20 protein-coding genes are annotated in these 23029 nt (G+C 47.8%); 1 reads left to right on the top strand and 19 read right to left on the bottom strand.

Annotated features, from left to right (window positions below; all coding sequences use genetic code 11):
- The 10 genes from L5M11_RS11320 to L5M11_RS11365 all read right to left on the bottom strand — a co-directional run.
- The coding region (locus tag L5M11_RS11320; RefSeq protein ID WP_263192113.1) for a DUF4347 domain-containing protein at window positions 1-7885 on the bottom strand (7885 nt) is incomplete at its 3' end.
- Window positions 7882-8742, bottom strand: a complete 861-nt coding sequence (locus L5M11_RS11325) for a sulfotransferase family protein (RefSeq protein ID WP_212600796.1) — start codon at window positions 8740-8742, stop codon at window positions 7882-7884. The genes L5M11_RS11320 and L5M11_RS11325, both read right to left, overlap by 4 nt.
- A gap of 69 nt (window positions 8743-8811) precedes the next feature.
- Window positions 8812-9348 carry a phage tail protein gene (locus L5M11_RS11330; protein WP_113941567.1) on the bottom strand — a complete coding sequence of 179 codons (537 nt, stop codon included), beginning with the start codon at window positions 9346-9348 and terminating at the stop codon, window positions 8812-8814.
- A gap of 11 nt (window positions 9349-9359) precedes the next feature.
- Window positions 9360-9890, bottom strand: coding sequence for a phage tail protein (locus L5M11_RS11335; RefSeq protein WP_263170003.1), 531 nt, complete (start codon window positions 9888-9890; stop codon window positions 9360-9362).
- Window positions 9891-9902: 12 nt separating this feature from the next.
- Entirely contained in the window at window positions 9903-10424 is a 522-nt protein-coding gene (locus L5M11_RS11340) for a phage tail protein (RefSeq protein ID WP_263185009.1), read from the bottom strand.
- Between the two features lie 84 nt (window positions 10425-10508).
- Window positions 10509-11000 carry a GNAT family N-acetyltransferase gene (locus L5M11_RS11345; RefSeq protein WP_263192114.1) on the bottom strand — a complete coding sequence of 164 codons (492 nt, stop codon included), beginning with the start codon at window positions 10998-11000 and terminating at the stop codon, window positions 10509-10511.
- Window positions 10975-11169 carry a hypothetical protein gene (locus L5M11_RS11350; protein ID WP_263192115.1) on the bottom strand — a complete coding sequence of 65 codons (195 nt, stop codon included), beginning with the start codon at window positions 11167-11169 and terminating at the stop codon, window positions 10975-10977. The genes L5M11_RS11345 and L5M11_RS11350 overlap by 26 nt, the downstream gene beginning before the upstream one ends.
- A 106-nt stretch (window positions 11170-11275) precedes the next feature.
- Window positions 11276-12415: a sulfotransferase family protein gene (locus tag L5M11_RS11355; protein WP_263192116.1), complete on the bottom strand. Its 1140-nt coding sequence runs from the start codon at window positions 12413-12415 to the stop codon at window positions 11276-11278.
- The gene (locus L5M11_RS11360) at window positions 12415-14460 is read right to left on the bottom strand and encodes a phytanoyl-CoA dioxygenase family protein (RefSeq protein ID WP_263192117.1); all 2046 of its coding nucleotides are present in this window, start codon (window positions 14458-14460) and stop codon (window positions 12415-12417) included. The genes L5M11_RS11355 and L5M11_RS11360 overlap by 1 nt, the downstream gene beginning before the upstream one ends.
- Window positions 14438-15025, bottom strand: a complete 588-nt coding sequence (locus L5M11_RS11365) for an aspartyl/asparaginyl beta-hydroxylase domain-containing protein (RefSeq protein ID WP_173242591.1) — start codon at window positions 15023-15025, stop codon at window positions 14438-14440. The genes L5M11_RS11360 and L5M11_RS11365 overlap by 23 nt, the downstream gene beginning before the upstream one ends.
- Window positions 15026-15185: 160 nt before the next feature.
- Between L5M11_RS11365 and yrfG the strand changes: the two genes are divergently transcribed.
- Window positions 15186-15848: a GMP/IMP nucleotidase gene (gene yrfG / locus L5M11_RS11370; protein WP_263192118.1), complete on the top strand. Its 663-nt coding sequence runs from the start codon at window positions 15186-15188 to the stop codon at window positions 15846-15848.
- A 142-nt stretch (window positions 15849-15990) separates the two neighbouring features.
- On the opposite strand, the gene L5M11_RS11375 is transcribed toward yrfG, so the two are convergent.
- The 9 genes from L5M11_RS11375 to gspF form a co-directional block, all read right to left on the bottom strand.
- The gene (locus L5M11_RS11375) at window positions 15991-16752 is read right to left on the bottom strand and encodes a type II secretion system protein N (protein WP_263192120.1); all 762 of its coding nucleotides are present in this window, start codon (window positions 16750-16752) and stop codon (window positions 15991-15993) included.
- A gap of 14 nt (window positions 16753-16766) precedes the next feature.
- A complete protein-coding gene (locus tag L5M11_RS11380) occupies window positions 16767-17243 on the bottom strand; it encodes a type II secretion system protein M (RefSeq protein ID WP_105251002.1) in 477 nt (158 codons plus the stop codon).
- A 1-nt stretch (window position 17244) separates the two neighbouring features.
- Complete coding sequence (gene gspL, locus L5M11_RS11385; RefSeq protein ID WP_263147056.1) at window positions 17245-18432, bottom strand: type II secretion system protein GspL; 1188 nt, start codon at window positions 18430-18432, stop codon at window positions 17245-17247.
- Window positions 18433-18615: 183 nt separating this feature from the next.
- Window positions 18616-19614, bottom strand: coding sequence for a type II secretion system minor pseudopilin GspK (gspK, locus tag L5M11_RS11390; protein ID WP_263147059.1), 999 nt, complete (start codon window positions 19612-19614; stop codon window positions 18616-18618).
- On the bottom strand, window positions 19611-20393 hold the full coding sequence (gspJ, locus tag L5M11_RS11395) for a type II secretion system minor pseudopilin GspJ (RefSeq protein WP_105250999.1): 783 nt from the start codon (window positions 20391-20393) through the stop codon (window positions 19611-19613). Before gspJ ends, gspK begins: the two co-directional genes overlap by 4 nt.
- Entirely contained in the window at window positions 20374-20742 is a 369-nt protein-coding gene (gene gspI / locus L5M11_RS11400) for a type II secretion system minor pseudopilin GspI (protein ID WP_105250998.1), read from the bottom strand. Before gspI ends, gspJ begins: the two co-directional genes overlap by 20 nt.
- Complete coding sequence (gene gspH / locus L5M11_RS11405) at window positions 20729-21304, bottom strand: type II secretion system minor pseudopilin GspH (protein ID WP_168827004.1); 576 nt, start codon at window positions 21302-21304, stop codon at window positions 20729-20731. Before gspH ends, gspI begins: the two co-directional genes overlap by 14 nt.
- Before the next feature lies 1 nt (window position 21305).
- A complete protein-coding gene (gene gspG, locus L5M11_RS11410) occupies window positions 21306-21740 on the bottom strand; it encodes a type II secretion system major pseudopilin GspG (RefSeq protein ID WP_105250996.1) in 435 nt (144 codons plus the stop codon).
- Window positions 21741-21802: 62 nt separating this feature from the next.
- Window positions 21803-23026: a type II secretion system inner membrane protein GspF gene (gspF, locus tag L5M11_RS11415; RefSeq protein WP_105250995.1), complete on the bottom strand. Its 1224-nt coding sequence runs from the start codon at window positions 23024-23026 to the stop codon at window positions 21803-21805.
- Between the last annotated feature and the right edge of the window lie 3 nt (window positions 23027-23029).

Below are 23029 nucleotides of genomic sequence, written 5' to 3' on the forward strand. Positions count from 1 at the left end.
CGCTGGCCACTAAGTTGTAGCTGTACGCCGCATCTTGGGTTGCTGCCGTCACCGCCATTGAACTAATCGTTGGCGCATCGTTGACGTTAGTCACCGTGATACTAAAGCTTTGCTCAGCCGTTAAGCCATCCGTGTCCGTCACTCGTAAGGTGACTGCGTGACTGCCCACATCCGCATTGCTCGGCGTACCACTGAGTAACCCTGTCACCGCGTTGAAACTCAACCAGCTCGGTTTGGTCACTGCGCTCAAGGTTAAACTGTCACCGGTATCGGAGTCAGTTGCAGTCAAGGTGTAACTGTACGCCGCATCTTGAGTTGCTGCCGTCATCGCCATTGAACTAATCGTCGGTGCATCGTTGACGTTAGTCACCGTGATACTAAAGCTTTGCTGAGCCGTTAAGCCATCCGTGTCCGTCACTCGCAGTAACACAGCATGACTGCCCACATCCGCATTGCTCGGCGTACCACTGAGTAACCCTGTCATCGAGTTGAAACTTAACCAACTCGGTTTATTGATGGCACTCAGCGTTAATACATCACCCACATCAGAATCAATTGCAGTCAAGGTGTAGCTGTACGCGACATCTTGGGTTGCCGCCGTCATCGCCATCGAACTAATCGTCGGTGCATCGTTGACGTTCGTCACAGTGAGATTGAAAGCGGGCAGGCTCGCACTGAGCACTCCATCACTCGCACTGATCACAATTGCCGTCGTCGTACCAACATCTGCATTGCTCGGCGTACCGCTCAATGCCCCCGTAGCTGTATTAAAGCTCGCCCACGAAGGTCGATTCGTAATATCAAAGACTAAACTATTACCGTCCGCGTCTGCTGCGATGGGCATAAAGTTATAAAGTGTACCTTGAGCCACATTGGTCGCAGGTGTCCCTAAAATAGTGGGTACACTATTCACCACAACATCGAAGGTCCGAGTGCTAGAATTACCCGCAATATCTACTAGCGTCAGGGTGATGGTGCTCGTGCCCGATCCCAGCGCAGTCACAGTCACACCTCTATCAGCATCGCTTCCTGCCAATACAACATCCGCAAGTGGAACCACAGAGGTATCAGAACTCGCTGGCGTTACTAGGATATCCGTTGCAGCGGTTACATCATCGGTAATAGTAAATGCGAGCGTAGATGAGCTCTCACCAGGTTGAATGTTTTGATTATCAATTGCAGAAGAAGTGGGTGCGATCGTATCAAGGGTCACAGATAAGGCGCTCGATTCGATACTGCTATTTCCTGCAATATCAGTAGCAACGGCTGTGATGCTATGGGTTCCAGCACTCACGTTCGTCGCGGTGACACTCCAGTCACCACTCCCATCTGCGTTAACAGTGCCAAGCACTCCATCAAGATGGCTGCTAAGGACAATGCTGGCGCCGGCCTCTGCAGTGCCCGTTAGTACGAGAGTCGTATTCTTGGTGATGTTATCCGTTGAACTCACACCTGAATCGCTTGCCGCATCGAGATCAGGTGCAGAAGGTGCGACAGGTGCTGTGGCGTCTTGAGTAATAGTGGGGACATTCTGAGGGGCTGAAACGTTACTCGCAGCATCGCTTGCAACCACGACAAAATTATTGTCACTGTCCGTCGATAATCCGGCGCTCAGGGTCCAAGCGCCCGCCACCACAATAGTGTCATCCAACACAGTCGCGTTATCGGCAACACCGTCATTATTCACGTCGGCATAGAGGCTGATTGTCACCCCATCTTCAGCGTGCGTACCGCTGACCAATGTCGTTACCTGATTGGTGCTCATAGCGCTTGAAGGTGTCGTCACTATAGGATTAACGGGAGCCGTCGTATCGACAATCACATCGACACTGCTCCACTGGCTGTAGCTTAGGTCGGCATCATTGCTACCCGCATCCCGCATGGTATCGCCATTTAGCGCTATGCCATTAGCATCGACAATTAACCCACTCGCCCCCGTATTGTCACCCGCTTGAACTGTATATCTATAGGTCAGCACACCACTCGCCGCAGACACAAACACAGCCTGACGAGCCACACCATCGATATCGATCGACAGAGTAGAAAGCGTGCCAGAAACAGTCACATCCTCGATCAAGGTGACCGTGATATCGATAGTGCTACCGACACCATAATGCCCATCGCTAACGGCGACGACATCCACAGTAGGCACTGCAGCATCTTTCGATATGGTATTGGTCACGGCAGGGCTAGAAACATTGCCCGCCGCATCGGTCAGGGTCAGGCTCACTGTCAGAGTGCCATCTCCTAAGCCGCTCACGTCTATATTGACGATCTGTTGTGACGCACTTGCGACCGCAATAGATCCTGTGACAGGCGTGCCTGAACTACCAGTAATAGTGTAATTCGCGCTGGTTCCGGCCTCCGCACTCGCTAAGGTCAAGCTAATCGCACTTTGATTTGCCTGAGTAACCGACGTCTGGTCAAAACTGACACCCGAAATAGTTGGTGCATCCGTATCGACAGAGTGTGCAGTGCCGGCACTATAAGCACCGAGTGCATTACCCGCATCATCAACAATATCACTCGTTGTGTGGCCTACCTTCAGACTACCCGTACCCGATATGCCATTAACAGTGACGGCAACACCCGTTCCAGAGCTAGCGGAAACGCTCGAAATAGTGCCAGATGCAGTGCCTGTGCTCGCCAGAGCAAAATCTTCCGTCGTCAGACTATTCACTGATTCGCTAAAAGCGAGGTTGAATATCACACTGGCATCCGCTGCGGCACCTCCTGCAGGAGCCGAGCTGGTTATCGAGGGAATTTGTGTATCGAGCGTAAGCGCAAGTGCCGTTGACACCGCACCAGTATTGCCCGCAACATCGGTCGCAGTGGCCGTAATATTATGCGCGGAATTACTGGTTAATGGCGGCGTGGTAAACGACCAATTTCCAGAACCATCTGCAGTTGTGGTACCCAATACAGCATTGATGCTGCTCGTGAGCGTCACAGTACTATTCGCCTCAGCGTTGCCTGTGAGTGTCGGAGTGGTATCGCTGGTTAAATTATCTGTGCTGCTGATCCCGGAATCGGAAGCCGTGGCAAGATCGAGTCCCGAAGGTGCTAAAGGCGCATCGCGATCGACTGTGTGACTTGCGCCACCGGTATAAGCGGCAGTATAGCCATTGGTTCCATTACCGTTACCGGAAGCATCTTGGATATTGGAATTCGCCTTGACATCGAGTCTCAGGCTACCAGTGCCACTCACAGTATTCACAGTCACATCAACACTGGTGCCGGATGCCGCAGAAACACTGGCAATACTGCCACTTGCCGAACCTGTTGCCGTAAGAGCAAAATCATCGATAGAGAGATTGCTCGCCACCTCATCTAAACTCACACTAAACACGAGACTAGCGGCGTTCGCTGCGGGTGAGCCCGATACTACCACGCCAGTAACAACTGGTGGAGTTACATCGGCAACGGTAAAGTTCCAATCGGTTTTATTACTAATGCCGGCGTAAATGTTACCCGCCAAGTCGGTAATAGCTCCATTGGCGATTTGAATATAATAACTGGTGTTTTCAACTAGATTAGCGGTTGGGTTAATAGTCAACACGCCAGCCGTTATCATTAGCTGCCCGGCTGGTGAACCCACATCAATCGTCGCTACGGCCAGATCATCGGCATCGTAGATCACTATATTGCCAGCACCAAGCTGGATATCCTCATTCATGGTCAGCACAAAGTTAGCACCGATAGCGACATTCACATCACCATCTGCGGGACTAAAACTCTGCACTGTCGGTGCGGCTGTATCCACGAGAATTGCGACAGTTGAACCAACCGAGTTCAGCGTGAGCACTAAATTATTACCCGCGCCGTCAAGTAAGGTTCCTCCGTTGTCATCAATGCTAGATGCCAACATAATGCCGTCAGTATCGTTATCACCTGCCTGCACTGTATAACTAAAGACTAGATTAGTGGTTCCAGAGCTACTCGCGTAGGAAGCATAACGGGTGGTTCCGCCAATGGTTACGGCGATACGCGGCGTACCGCCGCCCGTATTAACAGTCACATTTTCAGTGCTGCTCACCGTAAAACTCAAGGTTTCTCCAACCACATACGTATCATTTGCAGGGACAGCAACACTACTCACAGTAGGCGCTATCGCATCAACTAATACCGCAGCCATACTGCCAATAGAATTTAATACTGAGTTTAGAGTATTACCCGAGCTCTCTTTTAAGGTGCCGCCATTGGCATCTATCGACCCAGCAATCGCAATTCCATCAGTATCGAGATCACCACTCTGCACTGTGTAGCGGAAAGTCAGTGCATTGCTACCGGAGCCGGAAAGGTAACTGGCGTACGCAGTGGCAGAGCCAATCGTCAAGGTAAGCTGCGGCGTGCCACCAGCAGCATTCACGGTAATCGCTTCGCTAGTATTGACGGTAAAATCGAGGGATTGCCCTACTATATAAGTCGCATTGGCCGGAACGCTGACACTGGTTACGGCTGGCACCACACTATCCACAACCGCATTACTGCTATCGGCCCGAGTGGTAATATTGCCAGAGTTATCCATCGCCGTAACCGACACATTACGATTGTTGGTATTAATGGCACCCGCAACTAAGGTATAAGTCGCCGTCCAAGTACCGCTGCTATTGCTGGCGGCCACAGCCGCACCGCCGCCGAATTGGCTGAAGTCAACTGTCGCTGCACTGATGGTATCGCTGTTGTTATCGCCACCTGCGGTGTTATTCCAGATAGCAGTGACTGTATCGCCGGCGATATAAGCGCCCGCAGTACCAGTGCCGCCGGAAATGCCGATATTCACATCGGATACCAATGGCGCAATACTATCAACTGTCGCGTTGCTGGTGTCTGCAGTTGTTGTAGTGTTGCCCGCGTTATCAATCGCAGTAAGACTGATATTGCGGTTTGTGGCATCAATAGCACCTGAGGTAATAGTGTAGGTTGCTGTCCAAGTACTGCTACTATTGCTCGCCGCCACCACCGCACCGCCACCAAATGCAGAAAAGTCCACAGTAGCACTGCTAATAGTGTCTGTGTTGTTATCGCCACCCGCAGTATTATTCCAACTGGCGGTTACTGTATCGCCAATTTTATAGGCACCTCCGGTACCAGTGGCACCGCTGATGCTAAGACGGTTATCTGTGACAACTGGCACAACATTATCCACAACGGCATTGGTTGTGTCAGCAGTAGTAGTGTCCCCTTGGGCATTGGTTGCGGTCACGCTGACATTACGACTGGATGCATCAATCGCACCAGAAGTGAGAGTATAAGTTGCCGTCCAGGTTCCGCTGCTATCCGTCGTAGCCACAGCGGCGCCACCACCAAATTGCGAGAAATCGACAGTCACACCTGTGATTCCGGCATTATTATTGCCGCCAGCGGTATTATTCCAGGTCACAGTGACGGTATCGCCAATTTTGAAGGCTCCCCCTGACCCTGTCCCCCCTGAAATGCTGATATTGCCATCGGTTACTGTCGGCGTGGTTGACGCCGTTAATTGACTGCTATCTGCCGTGGTTAAACCACCAGAAGATGCGCGCAAATTGAAAGTTTCACTACCCACGCCAGAATTGGTGTAGGTAATTTGCATACTGGTAAAAGTGGATACGCCACTGCTGGGAGTGATAGACACTGTGGCACCATTACCATCGGTATCTCCCGTCCCCGTGATCGTCGCGCTGCCCGCACCGTTAACTTCCGCCAAGGTAATACCTGTAGCATAACCCGTGTCCACAATGCTGTTTGCATCGCGTGCCGATACGATTGGCACAGTAGAGAAAGCAGTGTTCTGACCGCTAATGACGCTAGTAGGTGCAGGTTGAGTATCGAATACCAATTGGGTGGCTACTACATCTGAGGTTACAGAATTGGCATCAACAGTCGGCAAATTTGAACCAACGCCATCCTGATCATTCGCGGTCAGAGTGAATGCTTGCTGATCGGCGGTGGCGGTATAAGTCAGGTTGCTAAATGTCGCCACACCCGCGGTCGCCGCTTGAGTAGCGTTGGTTAAGGTGCCCGCACTGGACTCGGTCAAGGTAAGGGTTTCGGCGAAGTCCACATCGGTATTGCCGAACGCATCACGCGCCACAATAACAGGTTGGGTCGTCAATGCCGCGCCGGAAACAGAACCCGCAGGCTGGGTGGTAAAGACTAGCTGGCTAGCGACCACATCAAGGGTTGTGCCGCTGCCATTGGTGACAGCACTCTGCCCGCTTGCCATTTGCGTACCGCTGCCACCGACCGTGAGGTTGGTATCGCCATCCACACTCAAAATAATAGTGCGATCTTCTGTGAGCGTCGTATTGTCGTTGTAGTAGGCATTAACCGTGTAAGTTTCATTGCCCCCATCAGCAACGGACATAGCCAGGCCAGAGAAGGTAATAGTATCTGCACCAGCGTTGTAAGTACCGTTCATATTGCTGGCATCCGGCCCGTTCAGGCGCCAGGTAATTTTGCTGCGCTCGGCATCGGTACTGGTGCCACTCACGCTGACAACAATTTGAGAAACAGTGGTTGCAAGACCGTCTGAAGTTCCGCCATCTGTGATGGTGAAATCAAAAACACCCACAGCTTCACCGACCGTATCAATGGTGGTGGCAAGACCAATAGGCTCAACAACGCCACCAGCTGCGATGAGGGTGGCATCAGAGTTGGCAGGAGGAGTATCTATTGTATTCGCGACGGTGAAACCATAAAACTCAAAGAACTCGGGGCCATCCGTTGAAGAATTACAAGCACTGGCACAATCAAAAAACAATTTAAAGCCTTTTAGCTTAACGCCCGAAAAAGACGCCAATTGTCCTGGTGCAAAGGTAAAGGTCTCTTTAACTCCGCTTCCGTTAACAGTCGAGGAGGTAACAGTTCCGCCATTCTGCAAGTAACCAACAATACGCAGATTAGTAAATTGAGCTGTATAGGCAGGATCAGCAGCCTCGCCTCCCGTTAATCCCGTTAACTCAAATGCAGTGGTATTGGTACCATCTGCGCGCAAATAAAAATAATGGTTAGTGCTAGTCTCACCACCATGCATGTAAGCAAAATTGCCAATGCTACTAGCTAGATTTTGAGTGACGCCATCACCACCCTTAGCGGTTAATCTGAAATGAGTTGTGCTGAGCTGTGCAGTTGCCTGCCCACTCCAACCTACAAAACCATAAGTGCCATTTACAATTGGCGCTAACACCCCTGAAAAATCCCTTAATGCTTTTTCAGAAAACGCCAAAGTAGATTCAATATTTCCGCGGGTAACTTCTAAATCCCAGTCGCCTTGTAATTCGGCATTGCCGGTTAAATTATTGGAGGCGGCAATATCCAAACCTGTGTTATTGCTGATGATATCCAGCAACTCTTCACCGCTGTCATTCGCGGCCAGATCGCAACCGTAAAATAATAAATCGCCACCTTCACGCACCGCGCCTTTTAACGCGGCAAATGCCAACACTTCACGCTGGATTGTCTCCGGAGTAATACGTGAATTACCCAGCAAAATAGCGCCCGCTTGTGCGTGGGAGACCACATGAATAGCAGCGAGATTTTTGTGTCCATCAAGTACATTAATTAATTGCGGTAATCCAGCGATAGAAGAATCTAACTCTACCAATTGAACACTAGGTTTAAGGGCGCGGCGCAATACCGATTTATCAGCTTCAGCCACTGCACCATCAACAATCACCAGCTCACGCACCGGATGTGCACTCTGGATATCCAATTGTTCGCCTGATAAATCAATTAGATCCTGTGGTAGAGAGGTGTCTGAACGCAATAATAGATCGGTCGATGCACTTATCGATGAACTCAAATAGGATCGCTGATAACTCGGCGCTGCAATAGCACCAGCACCATAGAGTCCGAATGGTAATAACAGCGAGGAAAGCCCACTAAGCAGTGCATGTCTCATGATAAGTGATTCCCTTCATTTTTTGCGTTAGGTGCTACAGGTTTTTTACTTGCAATAATATTGGCTGCAGTGCCAGTACTATCCAGCCAGAAGTCCATTTCTTGATACTTCATAAATAAGTCAGGCGGTAAAATACTGCGCCTACTTTTGTATTCCACTTTCCGCTTAACGCTATGCAAACCTTTGACCCCAAGATTGTGGTCAAACTCATTTTCAGCATAGTCGACATTATTAAAATCGTGATCGAATTGCGGTTCGCCAATAAAACGATAGATTAACTCCAGCGTGCGTGCCGGATGCTGGGTAAGCAGATCATAATCCACTAATAGCAAGCGATCAGAAAACTCGCCGTAATAGGCTTCCTTGAGTGCGGTCCATGCACTTCCAACCGCACCACCAGCATTGATTAATGACTCGCAGCGGCTATACACCGTCTGACGCGAGGCCGCATTGAACATACGGCTGTAATCAAATGGGTTTTTACGGTAAATCACTTCAAAACTATCCATAATCCAAGCCGGATTGCGCACACAACAAATCACTTTAAAATCATCAACCAACTCTACCAATTGATGTAGACGGGCAGTCCAGTGACGGTTGGTGTCGAAAATAACCGGATGATTTTTATCTTGGTAATAAGCATCAATTAATGCCCGACAAATGACCTTACGTTTATGTTCATCGAAAAATGAATAGGACTCACTACCTGCCCCCATTTGTTCGAGGGCACCATTCACAAGCCCCGCTACAGGGCTACTGATAGCCGCATGAAAGCGTGGATTTTGCCGAAGTATACCTGCGAGCAGCGTCGAGCCAGCACGCGGTAAACCTGAAATAAAATGTAATTTGTTTGGCATTAATGTGACTTACTAATTAAAAATATTTATTAAAAACTTCCCGACAAACATGCCGGGATCATTCATCAATTAATTGCGTGCCGGAAATACACCATAAAGGGCAATACAATAATTCAATGCGATAAATGGCTGACGGTTTTCATGGGGTAGACCACCACCATTTAGACCTAAAGTCTGTGGTGCCATAGTGGTATTTAATGTACCTGGTGCTGCCTGCATATAGTTGACTATGCCACCACCACGTCCATCCTTCGCAAGATAGGTATTCGCTGCCGGAGAAGGCAAAGTCCCCTGATTATTCAAACCGGTCAGCGTGTGGTTGTGTGCTGGCATTTCAGTGGAGATCAGCGTCACCCCATTTTCACCAAACTGTTCGCCCCAATCCCAGGTTCTCAGCCCGGGGCCCTGACCTACACCAACTACGGTCTGCCCCTGCAAATTAGGCAATTGGAACGTGGTTGTACCATTGCCACCATAAGTAATTCCGATAATTGAAAACAACGCGGTATTACTTGCGATTGACAATATTTGGCCATTACACAGCGCCCAATTGTGGGGAGCGAAGCTGAATGGCAACAAACGGATTTCACCTATAAATGGATCCATAATTTCGCTCCTTAATTACGCGATGGGAAAATGCCTTCAATACATATGATGTAATTTATCGCTGTAGTAGGCATGATGTTATTGTGTGGTTGTGTTCCCCCTGAGGCTTGCACACTGAGTGCATTCATAACTTGGGGATCGGCACCGCTAGATGGCAAAGGAGCATAAATATTATCGGTATTACTGTGGGCAAAGACATTACCCGTAGGGCTGGGTGATGTGGAGGAACTTGCTGTGCTCGCCGACAAACTATGGCTGTGTGAAGGTATTTGCGGCGTTAATAAGGTAACGGATTCAACACCAAACTGCTGACCGATAACACGGGGAGTCAGACCAGGGCCATTACCCTGCCCAACCGGAAGGCGACCGCGCAAATCCGGCAATTGAAATGTTGTTACCCCATCACCACCATAAGAGGTTCCGATAATTGCGAAAAGAGTGCTTTGCTCACTAATACTTAATAGCTGACCAGCGCACAACATCCAACCTCTAGGTGCAAAACTACCCGCAAAAAGACGGATATCACCGATATAAGGATCCATAGTGATTCTCCTCTAGTTACGTGAAGGGTAAATGCCTTGAGTGGCAATGCAATAATTCATTACCAGTGAAGGCTGACAATTTTCATGGGCTTGATTGCCGCCAGTACTGGATACCGTTGCAGGGTCCAACCCTTGTAAACTTGCAGCGGACCCATACAAATTGACCTCACCTGCTGCATTTTTGGCGGCGGCAATATTATTGCCTGCAAACAACGTGGTATCGCCGGCAGTAGAACTGGCCATCACAAGGTGATTGTGTACTGGCAGGTTGTTAGGTACTAGGGTTACATTTTCAACACCCGCCTTACTGCCCTGAGGCAAACCTGCACTAACATTAGGGTGAACTGGTACGCGACCACGTAAATCCGGCAACGCAAAAGTATTAATACCGTCGCCACCGTAGGTCGTACCCAAGAGTGAAAAAAGCGCTTGGTTGGTGTTGATTGGCAATAATTGCCCTGCACACAAAGTCCAATACTTAGGTGCCCAGTTGTATGGGAGAAGCTTAATTTCTCCGAGAAAAAAATCAGACATCCATGACTCCTTAATAAAAATAAACCTATCTATACATCATCTGTTTGATTACACACGCTTTCCTCTTCCCTCAAACAACACTACCTATGGTGATGGCCACGATAGCCACTCTTGAGTAGGTGATATTTCAAAAGGTGAGAAACCCAAACGAAGATATAACTGTTTCGCACGCATATTTTGTCGATCAACACTCAGACTCACACTCGCCTCTTTTGCTTGGGCATAGGCTTTTACCGAGTCCAAAATGACTGAACCATAACCATAGCCACGAAATTGCGGCGCGATGACAAAGTCAACGATATGCACACTGTTAACAGAGGGATTAAGTATGATTTTGCCAATAGAAATTGATTGATATTCAATGATCAGAGTCATGGCTTGAGGATATTGGGCTGCGTAACCCGCTTGCTGTAAGCGGTATTGTTGTTGCACTAACAACTCTCGTTGCTGTGGGGAAAGTGGTAATAGAGACAGTTCCGTCCTTGCAGAACAAAATAGTGAAAATACAAAAGCATCGTCATTTTTATACGCATAACGCAATGAATAGGCTTTAGGTAATACTATGTCTTCTACCATCAAATACATTCCCTGTAATAAGTAACTCTAACAGCGCTTTATAGTTCTTTAATTCGTCGTGGCAGCTCGGGGTTAACGGGCAAAACTCAACAAATCGAATGACAGGTTTAAAGAATGGCTCAGGGGAATGCGTTCGCAGAATAAAACGGCTAACGGCTTGAAATGACATGATTGCATTTTCCATCCCTAGGATAAAAACGTTAACTTGCTGATATTTTTTAATATAGATAGTTGGCTAAAGCTAGTTCACATCACACAAAAATACAATATTTATGTTAACTTTTGGTTTCAAAAAGGTGAAGATTAGACCAGTTACAATAACGGTGGATCTGTTCTTTTTGCTTAGCCGAAAAAAAACTTTGTTTAGATTGTGAATCTGCTACAAAGGGCTGCGTGGCTGTTTTAGCATGTATTAACTGACATTGTTCGACTTGGCTGCACTCTTCTTTAGAGAGAGCCAACGAAAACCAGTTTGCGATTTTATTCGCTATCGCGGGTAACAACTCCTTATAATCCACGACCATCACTTGGTTACGCTGACTCATCTCTAACCCATAACCCAATAACAAGCGCAATACCTTACATTGATAATCCAGTATCAACTCCCCCTCCTCTGGTACTGATAATTCAAGGAATAAAGGTCGAGACGGTTGTCGCACCATATGATATCCAGCAGACTTTTGCTGTGAGGCTAAGATCTCGACGGGGTCCCTAAGTAGCAATAACACGGGAACTTGAGGATAAAGTGATAGGATCAATGGCCAAAACTGCAAATCCCACGCATTCCATTTAATCAACAAATGCTGTTCAGGATGAAACAACTGACCTTCGGTGTTAATGCAAAATATTAAAGCTGCACGTCTTTGTGTGTCTGATAGGCTCCTGTCCAATAGCACTTGAGTCAGCAAAGGCGATTCAGATAACGCCCTGCATTTAGATAACCCCGCAAAACTGCGCGACACTAAGGTAGATCCACAGCGGGAGAGGTGAAATATAAATCCGGCAGGCTGCACTTGTTCTACTAGCCCTGAAAGATTTGGCACTGGTAACAGAGCAGTTTGAGGTTTGATCAAGGCGGACAATAACTGACCCCGCACGGCAGAAATATGCTCCGAGTAGAAAGGATGAATCGGTTTTTCTGCGGCGGACATCCACTCTAATACTCTGCGTTTAGGGTCATAGTCAGTTGGCGCCCAAAACTGGCAGAAGAGTGAATAATCCGGCTCTATCCTTTGTCGATTACCAGTATGCAAGATAGCCAGTAACGTATCATCACCACAGTCTGGTAAGTGCCAAAAAAGCCGCAAATATTGGCAAAAGTTGGTGAGAGTCATAACCTTGCCAAGCTCCCTCAGGGCGGCTGGATTATGAACTAACAACCAATAGCGTTGCTGTTGTTCTTTAAAATCAACCATTAGGATGCCATAGGGTAAAAGTTAATGTATTGCACCATACGCGGTAACGTCCCACGATTAGGACTGGCGCCGTGGGGCAAGGCATGGTGCCAAATGATTAAATCGCCCGCTTTAGCCGCTATAGGTTTTACTTGCCAGCGATGCCAATCCTGTTGCTGAAGCTCAATGTCAGGCTTGTTCTGTTCGAGAAGCCACTCCTCAATCTTGAGATGAAATCCGGGGACACAACAGAATGCGCCTTGTTCCGCACTGGTATCGGTTAAATAAATTAACCCTTGAGTCGCAAACTTAACGGGGAGCTGTAGCGGCATATCCCAGTGCATATCAGGACCGGGGAAATGCCAAGTTGGCGTTTCTGGTGGATTAAAGCTGACTCTATCGGTTGTCATAACTAAATCCGTTTGCTGCCACAATTGTTCAAACACTTGACGGATTTTGGGGACTTGTCGATTCGCGTCCAGTTGCGGATGGCGAAACAGTTGTAGCATGATTTTCTGCATAAACTCATGAGGTTGATACCAAGTGGTGGGATCTTGTTCATTGGCTCCTAACTGCTGCCAAATAAAATCTCGAGTTGCGGCGCATTGCTCTGCCGTGAGTACTTGCGGGATCACTAAGTAGCCTTCACTTTGCCAAAAATTGAGTTGTGACTCACTGAGTACTGCAGCCGGATTTGAGTCTTCAACCTCCGCTGAATTGAAGTCTTCGACTTCTGGTACAGTGACCGATGGCGTTAATCCATGGAAAATAGCGCCTAATTGCTGATTAATCCCTGCAATATCCGCGGCTGTCAGCTTGGCGATTTGCTGAATGTAAGCAACAAAAGCTGACTGATGATCGTTTTGATATAAAGCTCTTAGACCCGGCTCTAGCCCTATTCCACAAAGATCCAGCAAGGTTTTATCTAAGTGCCATTCATTAGCCAGTTCAGTGAATGGCACTCCCCGTTTGCGTAGCTGTATCTTTTGCCAAAGCCGCTGCAAATGATAAATGCCTAAGCAGCTCAGATCGTCACTCGACACCAGCACTGGTTTTTGCTCTATAACATCAAACACAAAATCGGGATGAGTACCCTGCTCATATCGAAAAGCAAGGCATGAGAGTGGCTTAAGCCAATGTTCACGTCGATATCGAGGTAACGTGAGTTGAGATTGGTATTCGCTCAGCGTGGAATTACCATAGACTTGAACGGAAGTCGTGAACTTAAGCGTTACCGCACTCGGGGTGAAATCGGGGAGCAGTAAAGTACCAGCCAAGAAGCTACGGTCTCCACTGGCAAGTAAGCGCGCAGTTTGCAGGTTGAGTGCAAACAAAGGTCCTAAATAATGCGTCTCCACAAAATCCTGCACAGTACGACACTCAAGCCAAGCGTCTAACTCAATATTTTGCGGGATGAGCACACCATCATCTGCAAGATACGCCTGTAAATGGGTAAAAATTTGCACTTGCGGCTCCTGTTGCAACAAGTGCTTCATGGTTTCGGAAAGAATCACATCAAACTTTACGACTGTATTTGGCTGCCAAAGCGTGGCGTCCGCACAGGCACTCTCCACCACACGATCAGCCAAATCAAAGTGTTCAATAAGCTTGGTGACTTTATCTAACGAGGCTTGATGAATGTCGAGCAAGGTCACTTGAATTTGACTCGCAGAAAATAACGGCAGCAGAGGTAATAATAACCAAGCAAAAGGCCCTGTCCCCGCATATAAGATGTTCACAATCTGCCCGGGATGAGCCTTTAGACGATCTTGTATTGCTTGATAAATCCCTTGTATAAAGACTCGACCCCGTTCGGGATCTTCGGCACACTGCGCCGCGGTAGTGAATGACACCGCCTTACCAAAAGGCGTATGGCTCGCCTCAGTATCCAAAAAAGACTCGGGGTGTAACTCCACTGCCGCTATTTGGCACAACTGCTTCAGCATGGGATCAATGAGCCGTTTAGACTCCCCTGCTGAGGTTGACAGCAGTAGCGAATTAGCAAACTGAGTTAATACAGCTACATCCAAACTATGCCCTAATTCAAGCTCTGATCTTTGCAGCATCGATTAACTCCCTTAACCAAGTATTGACCTCGCAATCAATCACTAAATTGATCCGCGCATCCTGCCCTTTATTTTCAACCCAATGGACTTGGTCGGCATTGATATACCAAAGCTCTCCGGCCTGCATGGGTACACGTTTATCGTCCACGTAAAAGTTGAGTTGCTCATTCGTTTGCAGTGGCAAATGCAGTCTTGCCTCGCCTTGTTCTAGGCAGAGTCCTTGATCTCTATGGGGTTTGATTTCTGCCCCCGCATGTAAGCGCATCAAACGCACGGATTTCACTGGGCAGGCTAAAGATTGTAGAAAATGGCATAACGCAGGGCTCGATTCGAGTTGAGGCAAATCTTGCCAGTGCTGACCGGTAGAAATTGAGAAGGCTTGCAAGATAGGATGAGCACCGCGATACTCTGCTGCACAGCGTAAGACGAGAACATCCCAACCACCCATATAATCACGCTGATTTACATGGGGTAACCAGTCTTGTTGCAGCAAAGCATTCAACTCTTGCTGTAAACTAAGGGGGTTTGAAACTTGAGCTAATAGGGCAAAAGAACAGATATCCATATCCAACCGCTTAATTTTCAGACTAAAAATAATTAATCATCCAAGACTAGCACAAAGATTTAAGCATACAAGTGACTCGAATCATCGTCATCACTGAGTATTACGCAGTGCAACAATCAATGCTAAGCGTGATTCAGTTTTGCAAAAATAGGAAATACCCATGTTTAACTGGAAGACTATCGATACGGTTCTGCTCGATATGGATGGCACCCTATTGGATTTGCACTTCGACAATCATTTTTGGCTGAATTTAGTACCGCAGGAATTGAGTCGACAACAAGGTTTGAGCCACAACGAAGCGCAGCAATTAGTTGTGAACGCCTATGAGAAAGTCGTAGGCACGCTCGATTGGTACTGTCTCGATTATTGGCAGGAGCAACTGCAGCTCGACATTATGGGCTTGCACTGCACTTTAGTGGATCGTATTCAACTGCGCCAAGACAGCATGCCATTTTTAGCGGCCTTGGCCTCTGCAGGTAAACGGCGCATCTTAGTGACCAATGCGCATCCCAAGAGTCTTGCCCTAAAGCTTGAACATACCGAGCTGGCAGCAGGGCTCGATGACATGATTTCTAGCCACGAGACAGGTTACCCTAAGGAACACCCACAATTTTGGCTGACCTTGTTTAAGCAATTCAACCTTGAACCAAGTCGCTGTCTCTTTATCGACGATAGCGAACCCATACTCAAAGCCGCTAAACTTGCTGGAGTGGGCCATCAATTGGGGATTGCTAACCCAGACAGTAAAAAACCAATCAAAGTCTTTCACGATTTTCCCGCGATTACCGACTATCACTCACTACTGACTGATCTAACGCGATAAAAAGGCTATAAAAAAGGCACCTTAGGTGCCTTCGTTTCTATTCATCACGTTGTTTTATGATCGAACGTTTTATCACAACTCTCGCATTACGGCCTTCACATCTGAGCACTCACATTAAGTTTAAGTGCTCATCTAAAACAGCCTATAACCCAGGGATCCGCCCCTGATATACCACAGGGAAATAACCATCCGCACCACGCTTACCTAAAATATTCAGCGACTCACGCATATCTTCCGGTTGCTCTGCCGTTTCTTTAATCTTAGCCTCAACCTTCACCATATTGCCTTCATCTAACTGTAAGGTACCAACAATACCAAGCTGGTTCTTGGTTTCATCTGTAGCCAATTGCGCTTTGCCTTCGACACAACTCAGTCCGAGTTCAATATTACCTAGAGGATAGTTACCAAACTGATTCTTAACATTGGTTTGATTCAAAAACAGCTTACCAGACAGCTGCTCGCACCAAGGCTTACCTTGCTCTAACGTCTCGACTAATAGGCTGACTTCACCGGATATTTCGGTTTTAAAAGGCAGTTTTGCATTGCCGAGTAAAAAGCTATCTGGCGCTTCGAAACGTAACCCCTTCGCACTTAAGCCTCCCATAGACCAAGAAATTAATCCCTTAGCACTGACAGGTGTTGCGCGGCTGCCCACTTGAAAATCAACTTTCACTTTACCTAAAAATAGCGCCCAAGGACTCAGATCCCAACGCACTTGCTCTACCTGGCGCTGCGGCATACTTAAGGTTTCTATGCTGCCAGACCAAATACTGCCACTCACACCCGAAATACTGATATTCGCGGGCAATGGGGCTAACGCTATCGCAATCTTAGCGGGGAATAGAACGACTAAAAATATTAAATAAATCAGTACGCCTATGATGACTTTTTTTATCAAACTCACAGCTACACCTTAATTTATTGCGCTAATTGGATACGTCTCACTTTGACATAGCCAGGTACATCAGCCTCAGCCAAATCAACACTTTCGAGTGAAAGTCCTTTCTTCTGTACTAACTCACTCAAATAACCTAACAAGGCATCAAAAGGAACATCGTCCATCCACACTTGGATCTTATCGCCTTGGGGCTGCATGCGAGTAATCACTAACCCATAATTGCCCGCAGTTTGATTAACCACTGAGCTTAAACTGCCCGACGTAGTCGGCTTAGCACCGTTCTGCTTAAGACTCGCTATTTTATTCGCCGTTTGTTTTACATAGTTCAACGTCTGTTGCTGTGCATTGAGGTTACGTAATGCATCGGCTTCAGCATTGGCAATCGGCGTCCAAACACCCCAATAAAAAATACCTATAACTAAGAATACCGAGCAAAAGCCCACTAATTGCTGCTCGCGCGATGCGAGCCCTTGCCACCAAGTCCGCAAATTATCCATCTTATTTGCTCCTCAAGGTTAAGGTACTGGTGACTTGCTCTTCACCGCTATTCATAGTGCCGCCATCGAGTTGAAAACGACGACCGACAATCTCTTTAAACTTCTCGATCTGCGCGTAATTTTTCGCACTCACTTGCATGCGGATCTCGTTACGCGCGCTTTCGAATCTTAAGCTATTAGGTTTAAGTTCAGGCACTTGCTTAAAGGCATCCTGTAAACCATCGAGCATGGCAAAAAACTCCGCACCACTACCCTGTCCCTGCAATGCACGTAACTGACTTTCCATCTGCGAACGTAGGTTAACAATGCGCGAATTTCCCGGGATCACTTGCTGATAAATGGATTCACTCTGGGCTTTAAGATCGGCAACCTGACCATTGACTTGATGTATAGTCAGCCCTTTATTCACTAAGGCCAGCACACAAGCGATGGCAATAACGATGGCTGCACTCTTCCACATCATCAACTGTTTGCTGTATTCACGCTTCGGCGTGTAAACGCCGCTCAGTAAATTCACTGGCGCATGCAAAATACCGCGGGCTAACACTAACATAGGTAGCTCAAGTGACTGCAGCTTAAGCTCGACACCCTCGAGTTGCATCTCGGTATAACTGGCAACTGAGACCTCACCTTGCACTGGCTTAAGTTGTTCTAACGCAATTGGCAACCAAGGCAGAGGTAAGCTCTGGCCCGAAGCTAATCCGGTACGCAGCAATAGCTCATTGCCAAAATTCATTGCCGCCCATTGGCACTCTTGCAATGGCAAGGCTAAACAGTCAGGCACAATGCGCTTCACTTTTAAACCCGCTTCAGTCAAACAACTCAACCAAGTCTGCATTTGCTCATGGGCCACTGCGACCACACTTAAGGCGTCACCGTCACGTGGACCAACAGTAAAATGCATGGCATCGACATCATCGGCTAAGGCTTCTTCGAGCATAAAAGGCAAGGCTTTCAAGGCTTGGCGTTGGCCTTTTTCGGGCAAATGCACACTAGTGAGTGTCATTGCCGCGGCGGGCACTAACACATCGACGGGACGATTGCCCGCACGCTCGGTTAAGGTCGACAAACCTTGGGCATTGGCGAGCTCACCAGAAGCGATAATTTCCTGTTCTTGCTCCGACCAAACGAGCCAAGAGCACGCTTGCTCTGCTGTTCTGCCTAAGCGAATAAATAGCCGTTCACTCACAGTTTTTCTCCACCAGTCCCAGTCAAGAAAGCGTGACTGAGCTCGTTGCTATTATTTTTGTCCACCAGATTCTGCCGGGTGAGCACTTCCATTATTTTTGGCCACCAACATCAAACCCTGCCGGGTGAGCACTGCCATTATTTTTGTCCACCAACATCAAACACTGACGGGTGAGCACTGCCATTATTTTTGGCCACCAAACTGACGGGTGAGCACTTCCATTTTATTGCCGCCGCTCTTTTTGAGCACACTTTCCATTCTAAATACGGCGTTATCAACCTTCGCCCCCGAGGCCAATAAAAAATATTGGCTATCGATGACAAAGCTCGACTTCATGGCACCTTCCCACTTGATCGATCCCATGGATGAGCTTTCATAAAAATCATCTATCTTGGCAAAGCCATCACCGGGGCGTTGGTTGATGATACTTTCTGCTTCGCCTACCGAAATCTGATTTTCGAGCATGCCAGCTAACAGTGCCGCTTGCTCGACTTCCAAGGTATTCACATTCAGTAATTGCCTGTCATTGCCTGGGATAACGCATACATAGGGCAAGAGTTTCAAATAGATATCTTGGGTGTATCCCATCACTGCCCGTAATTCACTGCGATGATTCATCAGCGTATTGGCCGCACGGTAAGGCACATTTCGCGCTTCGTATTCCGCATCTTCGGCACCATAAGGGCTAGCAGTGGTGTCTTCGTCGATATAATCTTTTAAGGTCTGGGTCAGACGGTCCGCACTAAAGTCGTCCATCCCTAAACTCACCAACAAGGCCTTATATTGCTTCGCCGCCAGCGGCAGCTTAGGTTGACTGTTTTCCACCTCTTTCGTGGTCACAGACAAGGCATTTAAGTTAAAACAGGCGCGCATATCAGTGATCTTGCCAGCAATTTCACCGTATTCCGCCGGAAACACAACATCGGCCATGGCCCAATATTGTTGCCTGTGGACCCGACCTTCCGAGTCGTCTAAATCTTGTTTTAAAATCTTCTTCGCCAGTTCTTCGGCAGAAATAGCATACCAATAGGCTTGATCGTACTGGGCCAAGTTCAACGTTCGACGCATGGATAACTGATTACGGCCAGTGATATTTGTCGCGATGATCACCACCATGGCAACTATCAAGAGCACAACTATCAGTGCGACACCGCGCTGTTTAGACCGATATTGGGTTCTCATTCGCGACCCTCGTCTTCAGGGTCACCATCACCTGGATCACCAGAACCGTCACCAGGATCGTTCCCCGAGCCATCATCGACTCCATCTCCATCTTTGTCTTTATCTTTGTTCGTATCGTCAGGATTTTCGTCTTTATTATCGTCATCCTTAGACTTTTCTGGTGCAACAGCACCCAGCGGCAACAAGAACTTACGTTGGATCTTGCCTAAACCTTCAATCTCAATCTCCATGGCGATCGCTTTAGGCAACTTAGTCGCCTCGACTTTACGCTCCCACTTGTCTTCCATGAAGAAGGAATATTCCACCGACAGCACTTTGTCGATAATCACTGTCTTAATCGGCTCGGCGCCAAATTCAGGCTCAGGATAAGGAAAATACCAACGTTCCAGCCGCCCTTCATGCACCACATACGCCACCGACTGTAAGCTGCCTCGCGGTAATAAACCGTCGGGATTTAACCAGCCTAAGCGGTAAAACACTAAGGCTTCTGATTCCGAATCTAAGATATCATTGCCCGTTTGGAAGACGGTCGAACCTCGACCACCTTCGAGTAATCTTGGCGTGCGCGCCACCATTTGCGCGAGATCACGCTCAATCGCACCAAAGCCTTGTTGTAGAGCTTTAAGCCGAGTTGAAAAAGCGCGCGTCACTTCATCGTTAGTCAGCACTGTGCTGAGTACCGCATTAGAAGCCAAACCTATCATGGCGAAAATCGCGATGGCGATCAGCATTTCCAACAGGGTGAATCCCCGCTGCGCACTAGTTAGTTTTAAGGACATAACTGCTCACTTGTGCGGCAATACGCTGATATCGTTCGTCTTCACTCACACTAATGCGGATCATACGAAAATTATCGTCCGTCGTTTTCACCACTTCTTTACGCCAATACCAATCCTTTCCTGCGAGCTCAACTTGACCTTCTTTTTTACCGATTTCAGGAAACTGTGGATCAAGTCTGGCATCGACCATCTGATTATCAGCCACCCACTGTGCCAAAGTGCGCGATTCCAGAATCGGCATGTTTGCCATCTGCTCGCCCAAACTTTTAGTGATAGACACGGCCGCAATCGAAAATACGGCAAGGGCCACAATCACTTCGAGTAGGGTCATGCCCTTAACGCGTTTCATCGGGGCGCCCTATGGTTAATCTGCCCAGCGCATCACCGACCACTAACGTTTCGGCCTGCTGGCCTTTGTTAGTTTTAGCGATAAACGTCAGCTCAAAAGCGCTCATTTCACCGCTCGGGAATAGCATGACCTGTGGCTCAGGGTGTTTCTTCTTATCATCGGCAGAGGGTTCAATCAGCGGTTCTTCAAACCAAGAATCGTCTTTCTCATCCTCTTGTACCAAAGGTAAACCATCGAGCACTAAGTTCAGCTCAACCCCTTGCTCCATTTGCTTTTCAGATAAGAGTCTGTCTTTATCCAAAGGCTCCCACTTACCTTCTTTATAAAAAACAAACTGATAACTAGTTTTCTCAATCACAATACCAATAAACTGGCCACTTAAAACAGTTTCATCAAGCACCATTTCAGTGGCCGCAATAAACTGCCGCGCCGTTCTATCTAAGGCCTGTTGCGGCCCAGAATTGCCGATAGACATAGTCACGGCCGCAGCCGTGAGCCCCATCAACAAAATCACTAGCATCACCTCCATTAAGGTGAAACCAGCGTGACGCAGCTTTAGCATCTTATTGGAAATTCTGTAAATTCCAGTTACCGATGTCATCTTCGGTACCTGGTTGACCATCGGGGCCTGCACTGAAAATATCTAACTTGCCGTTTTCGCCAGGGCTTAACAACAGGTAGTTATTGCGCCATGGATCTTCTGGCAAACGTTTTACATAACCATCTTCACGGTAGTTACGTGGCTCAGGCGAAATCGTAGGCTTTTGCACTAATGCTTCTAAGCCTTGTTCGGTCGATGGATAGACACCGTTATCTAACTTATACATATCTAAGGCATTTTCGAGTGCAACTATGTCAGACACGGCTTTTTGTTGGTCAGCCTTATCTTTGTTACCCATCAAGTTAGGCACAACCATAGAGGCTAAAATCCCTAAAATCACGATAACAACCATCACTTCGAGTAAGGTAAAACCTTGATGTTTCTTGTTCATTTGCATCGACTACTTCTCCTAAAAAATCCTATGCCAATCGACTTGGTCATAATCCATAAATTCAAAAATTAACCGCTAATCAAGTTATTCAAGGCTAAAATTGGCTGCAAAATTGCCATCACGATAAAGAGCACAACACACGCCATACTGACCACCAGCATAGGCTCGAATACACCCAATGCTATGTTGACGTTACCTTCGAATTCCCTGTCTTGGTTATCGGCGGCCCGCTCTAACATCTGCTCAAGTTGACCACTCTTCTCGCCCGACGCAATCATGTATAACATCATAGCCGGAAACAACTTAGTATTAGTCAACGCTGCACCTAAGCTAGTTCCTTCCCGCACGCGTGCGGTCGCATCGTCAACTGCGGCGCGCACTCGCATATTCTGCAACACTTCACTGGCGATACGCATACCATCGAGCAAAGGCACTGAACTGGCGGATAAGATACTTAACGTCCGCGCAAAACGCGCCGTATTTAATCCCTTACTCACGCGGCCAACAACCGGCATGCTCAATAAAAAATTATCGTACTTCATCCGAAACGCAGGTGACTTTAACATGCGCCGAAAGAGTGCGAACAGCAGCACTAAGGCGATGACCACAAACACACCATAGTTTTGAACAAAGTCAGAGGCCGAGATCAAAAATCGGGTCGAGGCGGGAAGCTCCGCGCCCATGTGCTCAAACTGTCCGACCACTTTAGGCACAACCGCTGCTAGCAGGATTGAAATCACCCCTATCGCCACTGTGGTCAAAACCGCGGGATAAATCATGGCTTGGGTCAGCTTAGATTTAAGCTGTTGGCGTCGCTCTGTGTAATCTGCTAACCGATTAAGCACCACTTCTAAGTGACCGGACTTTTCACCCGAGGCCACCATGGCACGATATAAATCATCGAAAATATGCGGAAATTCAGCCAAGGAATCGGCCAGACTATAACCTTCCACCACCCGAGAACGTACCGCCATAATCATGCTCGCGAGACGATCTTTCTCGCACTGCTGACCAACGGCTTTAAGGGATTCTTCAATCGGTAAACCCGCGGCCACTAAGGTCGCAATTTGGCGGGTGATCAAAGCTAATTCAGCAACTGAAATACCACGTTTGAAAAACGAAAAACTGCTGCTCTTAGCTTTGGCTTCTTTTTCAGTAACAGGCAGTATTTCCAAGGGCATCATGCGCTGATCGCGCAGTTGGCTGCGGGCGTGTCTGGCGGTATCCGCCTCAATCACGCCCTTAAGCTGCTTTCCCTTGGCATCCAGTGCCTTATATTCAAATGCTGGCATAAA

Source organism: Shewanella sp. SM87, from assembly GCF_025653705.1.
Classification (GTDB): domain Bacteria; phylum Pseudomonadota; class Gammaproteobacteria; order Enterobacterales; family Shewanellaceae; genus Shewanella; species Shewanella oncorhynchi.